This window comes from Actinoplanes sp. NPDC026619 (genome assembly GCF_040638295.1).
Lineage (GTDB): Bacteria > Actinomycetota > Actinomycetes > Mycobacteriales > Micromonosporaceae > Actinoplanes.
Genome location: NZ_JBEZYA010000002.1, coordinates 442,200 through 456,083, shown reverse-complemented (window position 1 = coordinate 456,083; position 13,884 = coordinate 442,200). Strand labels below are relative to the sequence as shown.

The window sequence follows — 13,884 nt, the reverse complement described above, 5'->3', positions numbered from 1 at the left end:
TCAGTCCTCGGGGAAAGCGGAACCGAACGCGCTGATCACTCCGTCGCGATCATGGAGGCTGTCGAGCACCCGGCGCAGTGACCGGCCGAGAATCCCGTCGGCGTCCGCGCTCAGCGGCGCCAGTGGAAGGCGGGACACGTCGACCAGGGGTGCCCAGGGCTCCCCGGCGGACTGGTTCGGGTCAGTGTCGATCATCATGGCCTCCGTCGCACCGAGATGGCCGAAGCGTCTCAGCGGGCGTCAATATAGTTTTGGTATACGAATAGGGCAGAGCCCGACCAAAGTTATGGTTTCTGTCCAGTCGAGGACACGGTTTCGGCGGCGATTCGGACGCGACCTGACAAGATTTGACAGCGTCGGTCAGCCGGACGGCAGCTCGATATCGACGACCACCGGTGCGCCGTCGGCCACCCGGGTGACCAGCGGATGACCGGCGCCGAAGCGACGGCGCAGGGTGGCGAGGGTCTGGTCGAGGCCGGGGCCGCGGGCGGCCGCGATGAGGGTGTCGAGGTGGCCGGGCCCGAAGACCTCCCGGGCCAGCTCGGCCGAACCCGGCGCGGCGCGGTTGACCGCCGTCAGCACGGTGAACGGGTGCCGCTCCTCGAACGCGGCGACCAGCACACCGTAGGCCTGCTCCAGCTCGGCGGCCGCCCGTTCGGTGTCGCCGCTCGCCAGGTGGACCGCGGCCCGGTTGGCCCGGGCCACCTCGACCAGGGGATTGCCGGCGCCCATCGCGGCCTGGTAACCCGACACCGCCAGGGTGCAGTAGTGCAGGGCGGTGCCGAACTGCCCGAGGTCGCGCAGGGCGTTGCCGAAGCTCATGCACACCGCCAGGGTCAGCTCCCGCTGCTCGCCGAGCTCGCGCACGCAGGCCTGATAGCAGACACCGAGCTGTTCGACGGCCGGGCCGAGCCGGCCGAGACGCCGGGACAGGACGCCGGCCATCCGCCGGGCCCGCAGCAGCTCCCGCTCCGACTCGGTCTCCGGCAGCTCGCTCAGCACCTTCTCGGCCTCGGAGTAGCGGCCCAGGCCGTACAGGTCCTCGGCGAGGGAGTTCGCCCACCGGGCCTGCCGGTCGGTGTCGCCGGGGACGGACCGCAGGCGGTCGAGGTCGCGGCGGTCGGCCTGCTCGGCCTCGCCGAAGCGGCCCAGGAAGCGGCGGCTGACCGACAGGTTGTAACGGCTCGCCACGGTGCGGAAGTCGTCGGCGCCGAACCGGCCGGCATGCTGCCGCGCGGTCTGACTGTCCAGCTCGTACGCCTGCTCGAACTCGCCGGCGATCCGCAGATCGTGGCCCCAGCTGCGGGCCACGTCGAGCGCGACCGCCCGGTCGGTGCGGCCGGTGACCTCCGCCATCGCCTCCGCGGACAGCCGGTGGGCCTGGACGTACTGCCCGGCGGCGCGCAGCGTGCCCGCGAGGTCGCGCTTGATCTGCAGGATCAGCTCGTCCGAGGCGGCCAGCGCGCCCGGCTCCGCGAGCGCGGCCTCGACGTCCTGGCCGAGTTGCCGGGCCGCCTCGAGGTCGCCGGTGCGGAACAGGAAGCGGATCTGGTGCCGGATCGTCTGGTAGGCGGTCGGGCGGTGGGTGGCGGCGAGCGCGGCCGGGCGGATGTGCGGCGCGATCGCGCGGTGCTGGGCGAGGGTCTCGGCGTTCTCCGGCTGGCCCGGGTCGGCGGCGACCAGGATCTGCACGACGTCGTGGCGGTTGACCTCGCCGTACGCCTCGGGCAGCAGCTCGCGCAGCACCAGCCGGATGATCGCCGGAATCATGATCCACTCGCCGTCCGCACCGCGGCGGCCGAGGCCGGAGCGGGCCAGCAGCCGCATCGCGTGCCGCATCGCAGCCGGGTCGCGCAGCAGCCGGTGCACGCCGGCCGAGACGTCCCGGTCGGCGCCGGCCCGCAGCGTCCACCCCCACACCGGGGCCGGCCCGAAGCCCAGCAGCAGCGTCAGCATGCGCAGCAGGTCGGTCTCGCCGGCCATCTCGTCGCGCAGGACCACCCGGACCGCGTCGGCGACCGGACCGCCGCCGAACAACGGGCCGGCCAGATCGGCCCAGGGCAGCCCCTGCTCGTGGTGGAGCCGGCAGGCCTCGGCGAGACCGATCGGCAGCCGGCCGGCGACCTCGATCACGCCCGACGTCTGCTCCGGCGTGAGGTGCGGATCTTCCTTGCGCAGCAGTTGCGCGGCCTCGCTCGGGTCGAGGTCGGGGACCTCGAGCTCGGCGTGCGGGCTGTCCCGCGCCCAGCCGCCGTTGCGGGTGGTCGCGATGACGTTGCCGCCGCGGGTGTTGAGCAGCTTGCGCACGTCGCCGGTGAGCACGCCGTCGAAGACCAGCAGGTACGGGCCGGCCTGCTCGAGAACCGGGAACAGGTGGCCCTCGTCGTCGAGGTCGAGGCGGTGGGCCAGGTGGCGCAGCGACTCGCCGGCCCGCTCGGCGTTCGCGCCGTCGACCCACCAGGTCACCGCGTAGCGGTCGCGGTGCAGGCGAACGTATTCGGCGGCCAGTTGCGTCTTGCCCGCGCCGATCGGTCCGAACAGGACCAGTGGCTTCTCGGGCGACGCGGCCAGTTGGGCCTCGATGTCGTCGAGCAGCTTCTCCCGCCCGGTGAACCGCGTGTCGCGCGCGGGAAGCTCGCCGTGCACGCGGGCGACGACGACGCGAGCCGGGATCGTGGGTGGGATCGGGCGCGCCGGGCGGATGATCTCCGTGGGGAGGACCCGGATCGGCGGGGCGCCCGGTGAGTCGTACCGCAGCCAGAGGTCGTTGAACCGGACCAGCTCCTGAGCGGCCTCGACCGGGTGCACCGACATCAGGCACAGCGCCATGATGATCGACTGGAGCCGGGCCCAGCCGGGGACGTTGTCGCCGCGCAGCAGGGAGCTGATCGTCTCGTACGAGACCGATTCCAGCTTTTCGGTGTCGATGCGCTTGCTGATGACCCGGGTGGCCGGTTTGCCGGCCTGGCTGTAGAGCTCGTGCAGCCGCATCAGGAGGTCGCGCTTGGGTCCTTCCGGCACCTTGTCGGGGCCTGGCAAGGCGATGGACACTCCGCACGCTCCGTTGTCAGACGCCCAAGGATCGCATGTGGCTCAGTCCACGAACAACTGACCGATCCCGACAGACCGTGTCAGCCGCTCGCCGAAGTTGTCAGAGGTGCGCTGTATAAAGTCAGGTAGCTCCTGGTCAGGGCGCGCTCATCGCAGGCTGTTCCGCATGCCCCTACACCTTGCTCCGTTGATCTTTGCCGTTGCCTTTCTGCTGTGGCCGGTCATCAAGTCGGCCGTGTTCCTCAGCGCTCTCACCATCAGCCTGTGCTCCCGCAAGAAGAGCCGCCGGGCCACCGCCGAACGTGTGCTGCGCATGATGTGCGGCGGCCCGGGATGACGAGTCTCAGGCTCGCCGGTCCAGGAAGTCGTAGACGTCCTGGTTGTCGACGCCGGGGAAGGTCCCCGGCGGCAGGGCGGCCAGCAGGTGCGAGTGCACCCGCGCGCTCGGCCAGGCGCCGCCGGACCAGCGGCGCACCTGGTCGGCAGGTGGCCGCCGGCAGCAGTCCGGATCGGGGCAGCGCGAGACGGTGCGCCGGGTGGTGTCGCCGCCGCGGAACCAGCGGGCATGCTCGTACGGCGTGCCCACGGTCACCGAGAACTCGCCCGACCGGGTCGACTCGATGTGCACCGTGCACCAGTAGGTGCCGGCCGACGTGTCGGTGAACTGGTAGAACGACGAGTACGGGTCGTCGGCGTGGAAGATCGAGCGGGACGCCCACTTGCGGCAGATCAGCTGCCCCTCGATCGACCCGGTGACGTCGGCCGGGAAGCGGACCCCGTCGTTTTCATACGCCTTGTAGACGATGCCGTTCTCGTGCACCCGGGTGAAGTGGACCGGGATGCCGAAGTGATGGGTGACCAGGTTGGTGAACCGGTGCGCGGCGGTCTCGTAGGACACCCCGAACGCGTCCCGGAAGTCGTCGATCGCGAGCGCCCGGTCGGCCTTGGCCTCGCGCAGGAAGTCGGCCGCGAACTTCTCCGGCATCAGCAGCGCCGCCGCGAAGTAGTTGGCCTGCACCCGCTGGCGCAGGAAATCGCCGTAGTCGCTGGGATCGTTGTGCCCGAGCACGAAATGGCCGAGCGTCTGCAGCACCACCGCCCGCGGATCATGGCCCTTGCCGCTGGCCACCTGGGGCAGATAGATCCGCCGATTTTTCAGGTCGGTCACCGAGCGCGTCGAGCCGGGCAGGTCGTTCACGTAGTGCAACGAGAAGCCCAGTGACGCTGCGATGTCGAGGATGCCGCGCTGCGACAGCGGCCCGGTCGTGTAACGCACCGACTGCAGCACCGTCGCCGCCGCCGCCTCGATCTCCGGGAAGTAGTTGTCGCGCTCGCGCATATTGACCCGCAACTGCGCGTTCGCCTTGCGGGCGACCTCGGGGGTGGCGCTCTGCTCGGCCAGCACCCGGCCGAGCTCCCGATGCAGACCCACGAGCGCTTCGAGCGCATCCGCCGGCAGCCTGCGGCCACCGCGGACAACCGGCAGACCCAGACTTGCGTACGCCGATTCCTGTTGAAAATGCGTGAGGTCGATCTCGAGCCCGGCGCGCCGCGACGGGGCCTCCGTGCGGAGAAGATCCTGCAGCGGCACGCCGAGGGCCGCGGCGATGGCCTGCAGGACGGACAGCTTCGGTTCGCGCTTGCCGTTCTCGATCATGGAGAGCTGCGACGGCGCTCTTCCGACCGCCTCGCTCATCTGCTCGAGCGTCATGTTCTTCGATTTGCGCAGGTGGCGCAGGCGCTGACCCAGGATCACGAGATCGACGGCGCCCTCAGAAAGTGAAGCGGTCACGGGTTTGACGCTAGCAGAAATTCTGCGTTTCTTCTGCTCACAAATGCCTGCCGAGGGGGTTGCGCGATGAGCGACAGTCGAATTCTTCCACCGAGCAACACGGCGACAGGGCAGGAAAGGGACTTTCGATGACTGATCAGCTGACCCGGGGCGGTACCGCAGCGGACCTCACTCTCCAGTGGGCCGGCGATCCCCGTTGGACGGGCATCAAGCGCACGTACGCCGCCGAGGACGTGATCAAGCTCCGCGGCACCGTTCAGGAGCGGCACACGCTGGCCGAGCGCGGCGCGCAGCGGCTGTGGGAGCTGCTGAACAGCGAGGACTACATCAACGCGCTCGGCGCGCTGACCGGTGGCCAGGCGGTCCAGCAGGTGCGGGCCGGCCTCAAGGCCATCTACCTCTCCGGCTGGCAGGTCGCGGCGGACGCGAACCTCTCCGGGAACACCTACCCGGACCAGTCGCTCTACCCGGCCAACTCGGTTCCGGCCGTGGTCCGGCGGATCAACAACGCGCTGATGCGCGCCGACCAGATCGACACCGCGGCCGGCAAGTACGAGCGTGACTGGTTCGCCCCGATCGTCGCCGACGCGGAGGCCGGCTTCGGTGGCCCGCTCAACGCGTTCGAGCTGATGAAGTCGATGATCGTGGCCGGCGCCGCGGGCGTGCACTGGGAGGACCAGCTCGCCAGCGAGAAGAAGTGCGGCCACCTGGGCGGGAAGGTGCTCATCCCGACCCAGCAGCACATCCGGACGCTCAACGCGGCCCGCCTCGCGGCCGACGTGCTCGGCGTGCCGTCGCTGGTCATCGCCCGCACCGACGCGCTTGCGGCCGACCTGCTCACCACCGACGTGGACGAGCGTGACCAGCCGTTCCTGACCGGCGAGCGGACGTCCGAGGGCTTCTTCCGGGTGCGTCCCGGCGCCGAGTCGGCGATCGCCCGCGGGGTCGCCTACTCCGACTACGCCGACCTCCTCTGGGTCGAGACCGGCAAGCCGGACCTCGAGTTCGCCCGCAGCTTCGCCGAGGCGGTGCACAAGGTGCACCCCGGCAAGATGCTCGCGTACAACTGCTCGCCGTCGTTCAACTGGAAGAAGAACCTCGACGACGCCGACATCGCGCGCTTCCAGAAGGAGCTCGGCGCGATGGGCTACAAGTTCCAGTTCGTCACGCTGGCCGGCTTCCACGCGCTCAACCACTCGATGTTCGAGCTGGCCCGCGGCTACGCCGAGACCGGCATGACGGCGTACGTGAAGCTGCAGGAGGCCGAGTTCGCGGCCGAGTCGGACGGCTACACCGCGACCAAGCACCAGGCCGAGGTCGGCACCGGCTACTTCGACGCCGTCTCGACCGCGCTCAACCCCGACAGCTCGACCACCGCCCTCAAGGGCTCGACCGAGACGGAGCAGTTCTGATGGCTGAAGAGGTCACGATCACCGGTACGACCGAAGGCCGCTACTCCGAGATCTTGACCCCCGAGGCCGTCGCGTTCGTCGTGGCGCTGGACCGTGAGTTCGGCGCCCGGCGGGTGCAGATCCTGGAGCGCCGCCGGCGCCGCCGGACCACCCGCACCGACGAGCTGGACTTCCTCGCGTCGACGGCGGCTATCCGCGACGACGCATCGTGGCAGGTCGCGCCCGCCGCAAAAGATCTCACCGACCGCCGGGTCGAGATCACCGGGCCGCCCGAGCGCAAGATGACCATCAACGCGCTCAACTCCGGCGCCAAGGTCTGGATGGCCGACTTCGAGGACGCCACGTCGCCCACCTGGGAGAACGTCGTGCTCGGCCAGCTCTACCTGCGGGACGCGCTGGACGGCAAGCTGGACTACACCGCGCCGGACGGCCGGGAGTACAAGGTCGGGTCCACCATTCCGACGATCATGGTGCGGCCGCGTGGCTGGCACCTGCCCGAGGCGCACGTGCGCATCGGCGGCCGGGCGGTCTCCGCCTCGCTGTTCGACTTCGGTCTTTACTTCTTCCACTGCGCCCAGCGCCAGCTGGACCGGGGCAGCGGCCCGTACTTCTACCTGCCGAAGCTGGAGTCGCACCTGGAGGCCCGCCTCTGGAACGACGTCTTCAACTTCGCCCAGGACCAGCTCGGCATCCCGCGCGGCACGATCCGGGCCACCGTCCTGATCGAGACGATCACCGCGGCGTTCGAGATGGACGAGATCCTGTACGAGCTGCGTGAGCACTCGGCCGGTCTGAACGCGGGCCGCTGGGACTACCTGTTCAGCATGATCAAGAACCGGCCGGACGTGGTCCTCCCGGAGCGGTCCCAGGTCACGATGACCGCGCCGTTCATGCGGGCGTACACCGAACTGCTGGTCAAGACGTGCCACCGGCGCGGCGCCCACGCGATCGGCGGGATGGCCGCGGTCGTGCCCAGCCGCGACCCGGTCGCCGCCAAGCGGGCCCTCAACCAGGTCCGCCAGGACAAGCGGCGCGAGGTCGGCGACGGCTTCGACGGCTCCTGGGTGGCCCACCCCGGTCTCGTCTCGACCTGCCGCGACGTGTTCGACCAGTGGCTCGGCCACGAGCCGCACCAGATCGTGCGCAAGCGCGACGACGTGCGGGTCACCGCCGACGACCTGCTCGACGTCAAGACGCTCGGCGTGCAGGTCACCGAGGTGGCGCTGCGCAACAACTGCAGCGTCGCGCTGCGCTACATCGCGGCCTGGCTGGGCGGCCGGGGCGCGGTGGCGCTGGGTGGCCTGATGGAGGACGCGGCCACCGCCGAGATCTGCCGCGCGCAGCTCTGGCAGTGGATCCACAGCAGCACCCCGACCGACTACGGCGTTCCGGTCTCGGCCGCCCTGGTCACCCGGATGCTGCGCGAGGAGGTCGACGTGCTCAGCGAGACCGGCGCGCTCGACGAGGAGTCGGCGCGGCTCTTCGGCCAGGCCCGGACGCTTCTCACGGTGCTGCTCACCGAGCGCACCTGCCCCGAGTTCCTGACCCTGCCGGCCTACCTGCGGCACATGTCCGGCGGTTCCGGAACTCCGGCGACAACCGATCAGGCCACTGTCGCGGCCTGATCGGAGAAAGAACGGCGCGCCCCTCTGCACCAGGGGCGCGCCGTTTCTATTTTTCGGCGTCGATCGTCGTGTCGGCGCCGTGGCCGGTGTGCACGACCGTCTCGCCCGGCAGGGTGAACAGCTTGGCCCGGATCGAGTCGACGATCAGGTCCGCATCCGAATATGAACGCCCGGTGGCGCCCGGGCCGCCCTGGAACAGGGTGTCTCCGGTGAAGACGCAGCCCAGGTCGGGGGAGTAGAGGCAGACCGCGCCGGGCGCGTGGCCGGGCGTGTGCAGGACGGTCAGCGAGCCGATCTTGTCGCCGTCGGCCAGGTCCTGATCCCAGCTGACCGAGGTGCCGTGAGTCAGCTCCCACAGCGGGCGGTCGGCCGGGTGCAGCAGGATCGGCGCGCCGGTGCGCTCCCGCAGGGCGGGCGCGACGCGGACGTGATCGTCGTGCGCGTGGGTGCAGATGATCGCCCGGACCGTGCGGTCGCCGACCACCGCCATGATCGCGTCGACGTCGTGCGGGGCGTCGATCACCACGCACTCGGCGTCGTCGCCGACCACCCAGATGTTGTTGTCGACGTCGAACGTCTGCCCGTCCAGGCTGAACGTGCCGGAGACAACCTCGTGATCCACGCGCATGGTGCCGAGCTTAGCGACCGGCCGGCGGGCGTCACCCTAAGATGGGCCGGCAACGATCAGGTTCAATGCGGTAAGGAGAGCAAGGATGTCGTACGGGGGTACTTTGAGCGAGCTGGACTTCAGACGGCCGCTGTCGGTGGAGATCGGCGCCAGTCTGGTCGCGGTCGTCGGAGTCATCAGCGTGGGCCGCGTGCTGTACGGGGTGGTCGTCAATCTGGGTCAGGACCAGTGGAGTGCGGGCGCCCGGGGCGTGTTCCTCGTACTCAATTCGTTCATCCTGCTGGTTGGTGTCTTTATCCTTGTCCTCGCGTATCACGTGCGCAAAGGCCGGATGTGGGCGTGGATCACCAGCTTGGTCGTGATGACGTTCACGATCCTGTTCGGCGCGCTGCTCCTGCTCATCACCGCGGTGGGCGGCGGGATTCCGCTGGCCGGCGGTGGGATCGTGCTGGTCGGCATCGCGGCGATGGTGACCCTGACCGCGCCACGAACCGCCCGCGCCTATTTCTCCCGCCCACCGGCTTACCCCCAGCCGCCGGCTTACGGCTATCCGCCGGCTTACGGCCATCCACCGGTGGTGACCTCGCCGCCGGCGCAGCCTGGGCAGTGGCCGGGCCATCCGCCGGTCTAGCCCCCCCTTTTCGGCTTGCTCAATGTGCCTGATCGGGTGAGTTTACGCAGCTGGCGTTCGTGGAATTAGCGGTCACTGGCATCCGTGCCCGACCCGGGCAAGGATGGGCGAACCGACGCTGGGAGTTCCATGACCGCCACGGCCGTAATCAGCACCGACACCACGTCGGACAGCACCGACACCACGTCGGCCTCTCCCGATCTGGCCAGTGAGCTGATCACCGCGATGGCCGGCCTGCCCGCCGGGCACCCGTCCCGGGCAGGCCTGCGTGACCGGGCGATCGAAGCCTGGCTCCCGCTCGCCCGGCACCTCGCGAACCGTTACGCCGGCCGCGGCGAACCGGCCGACGACCTGCAGCAGGTCGCCGTGATCGGCCTGATCAAGGCGGTCGACCGGTTCGACGCGGAGCGCGGCATCGAGTTCGCCGGCTTCGCCATCCCGACCATCGTCGGCGAGCTGAAGCGGCACTTCCGCGACCGCACCTGGTCGATCCGGGTGCCCCGGCGCCTGCAGGAGCTCCGGCTCGCGATCACCGCGGCGAACAATACGCTCGCGCACCAGCTGGGCCGCTCGGCGACCGTGGCCGACATCGCCAAGCACCTCGACATCAGCGAGGAAGAGGTGCTGGAAGGCCTCGAGGGCGCCCGTGCCTACAACACGACCAGCCTCTCCACGCCGACCACCGACGACGGCAACACCACGCTCGGTGACACCATCGCCGGCGAGGACAACGAGTTCGAGCTGGCCGAGCTGCGCGTGGCCCTCGGGCCGGCGCTCGCCCGCCTCGACGAGCGCGAGCAGCGGATCATCAGCCTGCGCTTCTACGGCAACCTGACGCAGAGCGAGATCGCCGAGCAGGTCGGGATCTCGCAGATGCATGTCTCCCGGTTGCTGACCAAGGCCCTCGCCAAGCTGCGCGCCCAGATCGGCTGACCTTTTTGCTTCGCGGTCGTCGATGAATGTCCTCGTAGACTGACGGCGTGACGATGCTGACCTCGCCGGCGCGGCTGGCCGCGGTGCACCGCACCCGGCTGGTCGACACCGGGCCGGAGGAGCCGTTCGACCGGCTCACCCGGCTGGCGTGCGAGCTGCTCGACGCGCCGTTCGGCTTCGTGACCGTGGTCGACGACCAGCGCTCCTTCTGGAAGAGCTGCATCGGCATCACCAGCACCGACCTCGCCGACCGGCAGAACCCGGTCGAGGAGTCGTTCTGCCAGTACATCATCGCCACCGACGACGCGGTCGTCATCGACGACGCCCGGCTCAACCCGATGACCAGCAACAACCCCTCGATCGAGTCGATGGGCGTGGTCGCCTGGGCGGGCTTCCCGGTCCGCTCCCCGGACGGCCAGGTGCTCGGCTCGTTCTGCGTCGTCGACAACCGGCCCCGCGCCTGGAGCCCGCAGGACGTGCGCACCCTGGAGGTCCTGGCCCACGCGGCCGGCGGCGAGGTCGCCCTGCGCATCGCCGCCGACGAGGCCGCGCACGACGCCGAGCAGGCACGGGCGGCCGCCGGGCGGTACCGCCAGCTGGCCCGCACCGTGCAGGAGAGCCTGCTGCCGCACGACCTGCCGGTGATCGACGGCCTTGACATCGGCGTCGCCTACCGGATGGCCGAGAGCGACGTTCTCGGCGACTTCTTCGACGCCGTGCAGACCCCCACCGGCTGGGCGGTGTTCCTCGGCGACGTCGCCGGCAGCGGCGCCTCCGCGGCCCGCACCAGCGCGCTGGCCAAATACACCCTGCGCGCCGCCGCGGTGCGGGCCAGCTCGCCGGCGATCGTGCTCACCGAGCTCGACACGGCTCTGCACCGCTGGTTCGCCGAGACCGGCTCGTCCGGCTTCGTCACGCTCGCCTATCTCTCGGTGCGCCCCAGCGACACCGGGTTCGCCGTGCGCCTCTGCACGGCCGGGCATCCACCAGCGGCCGTACGCCGTGCCGACGGCACCGTCGAGACGTTCGGCCTGGCCTGCACGCCGCTCGGTCTCCTCCCGCGGCTCAACCTCAAGATCCAGGACCTCGAGCTGCACGAGGGCGACGTCCTGGCGCTGTGCACCAACGGCGTCACCGAGGCCGGCGCCCCCGAATCCGACGCCGTCTTCGGCCCGGACGGGGTGCACGCCGTCCTGCGCCGGGCCGGCACGACCAAGGCCGACGAGATCGCCGACTCGCTGCTCGGGGAGGCGCTGCGATCCGCCGGCGGGCAGGTCAGCGACGACATGGTGATCATCGTCCTGAGTGTTCGGTAGTTCTGCGGTGACCGCTCTTCCTGATCTCTCGCGACTCACCTGGTGAGACCTCGACCCCGCCGCCCGTCCCGCACCTGGAGCTGCCGGTGCGGGCGGTTCGGGACGGCTACCTCGGCTTCGCGTCCGGGCGACTGCTGACCGCTTACGAGGATGGCGTTCCGGCGGGCGCCGGCTTACGCGAAGAACGGCCGCGAACGGTACGGGCTGCACGCCGACACCGAGCACCGGTTCGCCGCGTGCCTGGCCGAGGCGGCCGACCGGGACATACCGGTGACGGCCCGCGCGGCCCGGGCGTATCTCGACGTCGCTTTCTTCCATCCGTACGACGATGGCAATGCTCGTTTGGCGGGGTTGATCCTGGTGTTCTTGCTGCTCCGCGAGGAGGTCCAGCTCGACGAGGTCGTGCCGATCCGCACCACCGTGCGCCGGGCCGACGACGCCGCCGGAGCGGCCGGGCTGGCCCGCCTGGTCCATGGCATCGCCGCGGCCGGCCAACGTCGCGCGTTGCGGCCGCTGGGTTCGGCCGGCGAAATGCCTATTTGTGGGTGAACGTCAGGTGGGTGACGCCGCTCGGGGTGGTCACCGATTCGATGGTGAAACGCTCGTCGAGGCCCTCGAGCCCGTCCCAGAGCCGTTCGCCGCGGCCGAGAACGATCGGCACCAGCGCGATGTGCATGTGGTCGATGAGGTCCGCGGCCAGGAACTGACGGACGGTGGCAACACCTCCGCCGATGCGCACGTCGAGCCCGTTCGCCGCGTCCCGGGCCATCGCGAGCGCCTCGGCCGGACCGGCGTCGACGAAGTGGAAGGTCGTTCCGCCCTCCATCTCGATCGACGGGCGGGGGTGGTGGGTCAGAACGAACACCGGGGTGTGGAACACCGGATTGTCACCCCACCAGCCCTTCCACTCATCGTCGGTCCAGGCGCCGCGCTGGGGTCCGAACTTGTTGCGGCCCATGATCTCCGCGCCGATGCCCGGACCCCAATTGCTGGCCAGAGCCTCGTCGACACCGGCTCCGCCGCCGCCCTTGCCGTGCATCGCCTGGAAGGTGCGGGTGCCGAAGAACCACTCCATCAGGCGCCCCTGCGCATGCCCGAAGGGCGCCTCCATGCTCTGCCCCTCTCCCGCGCCGAAGCCGTCGAGGGAGACAGCGAAGTTGTGTACGCGGACCTGCGACATGAACCCGACCTCCAGCGTGATGGCGATATCGGATCACTCTAGGGTTCGCTGCCCTCGGCGACCGGCTGCACCACGTCCCAGTGCTCGGTGATCAGCCCGTTGTCGAACCGCCAGATGTCGACCACGGCTACCGCCTGGTCGCCCGGGCCGCCGGTCATCCGGTAGTGCACCACGACGTGCTGGTCGTCCGCGATCACCCGCTCGAGTTCGAATTTCGCGGTGGCGACCGGGCCGTTCTTGATGAATTCCACGAATGCGTCGCGGCCGGAGGGATTGCCGGGACTGTGTTCCACGAAATCCTCGTGGAGAATCGAATAAAGCACGTCGTGCCGACCGGCCGCGAATTCGGCGAAAGCGCTCAGGAACTGGTCCTTGATGGATGTCATGCGCCGATGTTGTCAGCGGAATGAGGCGGCGTCGATTACATCGCTGGTAATGGCTCGTCGTGATGGGGGTGGCTACACTCCGGCAATGGGCTCTGCGGTCGGTGAGATGCTTCGCGAGTGGCGGCAGCGGCGGGGTCTCAGTCAGCTCGAGTTCGCCGGTCGGGCCGACGTCTCCGCACGGCATGTCAGCTTCGTCGAGACCGGCCGCACCATGCCGAGCCGCGACATGGTGTTGCGCCTGGCCGAGCACCTCAACGTGCCGTTGCGCGAGCGCAATCGCCTTCTGGTGGCGGCGGGATACGCGCCGGTCTATCAGGAACGCGGATGGGATCTGCCGGAGATGTCGGCCGCGCGGCGGGCGGTCCGCCAACTCCTCGACGGGCACGGGCCCTACCCGGCCCTGGCCGTCGACGGGCGGTGGAACCTGGTTCTGGCCAACGCCGCGATGACCGTGTTCTTCGACGGGGTCGACGCGTCCCTGCTGGAGCCGCCGGTCAACATGATGCGCCTCAGCATGCATCCCGGCGGCTTCGCCTCGCGGGTCACGAACATGCCGGATGTGCGCGCCCGGCTGCTCTATCGACTGGCCGGTCAGGTGCACCAATCCGGCGATCCGTTTCTGACGTCGCTGCACGCGGAAATGCTGACCTACGGCTCGATGGGCGACCCGGTGCGACCGGGCGCGGACGATATCGCTCTGCCTATCCATATTAGGCATGGCGGCCGTGAATTGAGTTTCATCAACATGATTGCCCGATTCGGTACGGCATTCGACGTGACCCTCGACGAGATCGCGGTGGAATCGTATTTCCCGGCCGATGCGGCCACCGCCGAGGCGCTCGATAGCGGTCGGCCGTTCGCTCGGCGGTAACGCCGTCCCCGCATTTTCCCGGACCGGACGGCGATCGGCCCGATACGAAAACCCGATCC

14 protein-coding genes are annotated in these 13,884 nt (G+C 69.7%); 8 read left to right on the top strand and 6 right to left on the bottom strand.

What is annotated here, in order from left to right:
- Together fxsA and fxsT are read right to left on the bottom strand one after the other, a co-directional pair.
- Window positions 1–198, bottom strand: a complete 198-nt coding sequence (gene fxsA / locus AB0E90_RS07320; protein WP_360400683.1) for an FxSxx-COOH cyclophane-containing RiPP peptide — start codon at window positions 196–198, stop codon at window positions 1–3.
- Window positions 199–360: 162 nt separating this feature from the next.
- Window positions 361–3,051, bottom strand: a complete 2,691-nt coding sequence (gene fxsT, locus AB0E90_RS07315) for an FxSxx-COOH system tetratricopeptide repeat protein (RefSeq protein WP_360400680.1) — start codon at window positions 3,049–3,051, stop codon at window positions 361–363.
- Between the two features lie 187 nt (window positions 3,052–3,238).
- On the opposite strand from fxsT, the gene AB0E90_RS07310 reads away from it, so the two are divergent.
- Window positions 3,239–3,388: a hypothetical protein gene (locus tag AB0E90_RS07310; RefSeq protein ID WP_360400677.1), complete on the top strand. Its 150-nt coding sequence runs from the start codon at window positions 3,239–3,241 to the stop codon at window positions 3,386–3,388.
- Between the two features lie 6 nt (window positions 3,389–3,394).
- Here the strand turns inward: AB0E90_RS07310 and AB0E90_RS07305 are convergent, their stop codons facing one another.
- Entirely contained in the window at window positions 3,395–4,843 is a 1,449-nt protein-coding gene (locus AB0E90_RS07305; RefSeq protein ID WP_360400674.1) for a helix-turn-helix domain-containing protein, read from the bottom strand.
- A gap of 128 nt (window positions 4,844–4,971) precedes the next feature.
- On the opposite strand from AB0E90_RS07305, the gene aceA reads away from it, so the two are divergent.
- Together aceA and aceB are read left to right on the top strand one after the other, a co-directional pair.
- Window positions 4,972–6,255 carry an isocitrate lyase gene (gene aceA / locus AB0E90_RS07300; RefSeq protein WP_360400671.1) on the top strand — a complete coding sequence of 428 codons (1,284 nt, stop codon included), beginning with the start codon at window positions 4,972–4,974 and terminating at the stop codon, window positions 6,253–6,255.
- Window positions 6,255–7,880, top strand: a complete 1,626-nt coding sequence (aceB, locus tag AB0E90_RS07295; RefSeq protein WP_360400668.1) for a malate synthase A — start codon at window positions 6,255–6,257, stop codon at window positions 7,878–7,880. Before aceA ends, aceB begins: the two co-directional genes overlap by 1 nt.
- A gap of 46 nt (window positions 7,881–7,926) precedes the next feature.
- Here aceB and AB0E90_RS07290 read toward each other — a convergent pair whose 3' ends face one another.
- The gene (locus AB0E90_RS07290) at window positions 7,927–8,508 is read right to left on the bottom strand and encodes an MBL fold metallo-hydrolase (RefSeq protein ID WP_360400666.1); all 582 of its coding nucleotides are present in this window, start codon (window positions 8,506–8,508) and stop codon (window positions 7,927–7,929) included.
- Window positions 8,509–8,611: 103 nt separating this feature from the next.
- Here AB0E90_RS07290 and AB0E90_RS07285 point away from each other — a divergent pair, with 103 nt between their 5' ends.
- The 4 genes from AB0E90_RS07285 to AB0E90_RS07270 all read left to right on the top strand — a co-directional run bounded on the left by AB0E90_RS07285 (window position 8,612) and on the right by AB0E90_RS07270 (window position 11,937).
- Entirely contained in the window at window positions 8,612–9,139 is a 528-nt protein-coding gene (locus tag AB0E90_RS07285) for a hypothetical protein (protein ID WP_360400663.1), read from the top strand.
- Window positions 9,140–9,268: 129 nt separating this feature from the next.
- Complete coding sequence (locus AB0E90_RS07280; RefSeq protein ID WP_360400660.1) at window positions 9,269–10,072, top strand: SigB/SigF/SigG family RNA polymerase sigma factor; 804 nt, start codon at window positions 9,269–9,271, stop codon at window positions 10,070–10,072.
- Window positions 10,073–10,125: 53 nt separating this feature from the next.
- Window positions 10,126–11,388: a GAF domain-containing SpoIIE family protein phosphatase gene (locus AB0E90_RS07275; protein WP_360401353.1), complete on the top strand. Its 1,263-nt coding sequence runs from the start codon at window positions 10,126–10,128 to the stop codon at window positions 11,386–11,388.
- 150 nt (window positions 11,389–11,538) lie between these two features.
- Complete coding sequence (locus tag AB0E90_RS07270; RefSeq protein ID WP_360400657.1) at window positions 11,539–11,937, top strand: hypothetical protein; 399 nt, start codon at window positions 11,539–11,541, stop codon at window positions 11,935–11,937.
- Here AB0E90_RS07270 and AB0E90_RS07265 read toward each other — a convergent pair.
- On the bottom strand, window positions 11,924–12,568 hold the full coding sequence (locus AB0E90_RS07265) for a dihydrofolate reductase family protein (protein WP_360400654.1): 645 nt from the start codon (window positions 12,566–12,568) through the stop codon (window positions 11,924–11,926). The two genes, AB0E90_RS07270 and AB0E90_RS07265, sit on opposite strands and share 14 nt — an antisense overlap.
- A gap of 38 nt (window positions 12,569–12,606) precedes the next feature.
- Window positions 12,607–12,954, bottom strand: a complete 348-nt coding sequence (locus AB0E90_RS07260; protein ID WP_360400651.1) for a nuclear transport factor 2 family protein — start codon at window positions 12,952–12,954, stop codon at window positions 12,607–12,609.
- Here AB0E90_RS07260 and AB0E90_RS07255 point away from each other — a divergent pair.
- Window positions 12,944–13,825: a helix-turn-helix transcriptional regulator gene (locus AB0E90_RS07255; protein WP_360400648.1), complete on the top strand. Its 882-nt coding sequence runs from the start codon at window positions 12,944–12,946 to the stop codon at window positions 13,823–13,825. The genes AB0E90_RS07260 and AB0E90_RS07255 overlap by 11 nt on opposite strands.
- Window positions 13,826–13,884 lie beyond the last annotated feature (59 nt).

What these genes read in the sequence shown, in the direction of transcription:
- fxsA (WP_360400683.1), bottom strand. Translation starts at nt 198, where the DNA reads ATGATGATCGACACTGACCCGAACCAGTCCGCCGGGGAGCCCTGGGCA.
- aceA (WP_360400671.1), top strand. Translation starts at nt 4,972, where the DNA reads ATGACTGATCAGCTGACCCGGGGCGGTACCGCAGCGGACCTCACTCTC.
- aceB (WP_360400668.1), top strand. Translation starts at nt 6,255, where the DNA reads ATGGCTGAAGAGGTCACGATCACCGGTACGACCGAAGGCCGCTACTCC.
- AB0E90_RS07290 (WP_360400666.1), bottom strand. Translation starts at nt 8,508, where the DNA reads ATGCGCGTGGATCACGAGGTTGTCTCCGGCACGTTCAGCCTGGACGGG.
- AB0E90_RS07280 (WP_360400660.1), top strand. Translation starts at nt 9,269, where the DNA reads ATGACCGCCACGGCCGTAATCAGCACCGACACCACGTCGGACAGCACC.
- AB0E90_RS07275 (WP_360401353.1), top strand. Translation starts at nt 10,126, where the DNA reads ATGCTGACCTCGCCGGCGCGGCTGGCCGCGGTGCACCGCACCCGGCTG.
- AB0E90_RS07270 (WP_360400657.1), top strand. Translation starts at nt 11,539, where the DNA reads ATGGCGTTCCGGCGGGCGCCGGCTTACGCGAAGAACGGCCGCGAACGG.
- AB0E90_RS07265 (WP_360400654.1), bottom strand. Translation starts at nt 12,568, where the DNA reads ATGTCGCAGGTCCGCGTACACAACTTCGCTGTCTCCCTCGACGGCTTC.
- AB0E90_RS07255 (WP_360400648.1), top strand. Translation starts at nt 12,944, where the DNA reads ATGGATGTCATGCGCCGATGTTGTCAGCGGAATGAGGCGGCGTCGATT.
- AB0E90_RS07260 (WP_360400651.1), bottom strand. Translation starts at nt 12,954, where the DNA reads ATGACATCCATCAAGGACCAGTTCCTGAGCGCTTTCGCCGAATTCGCG.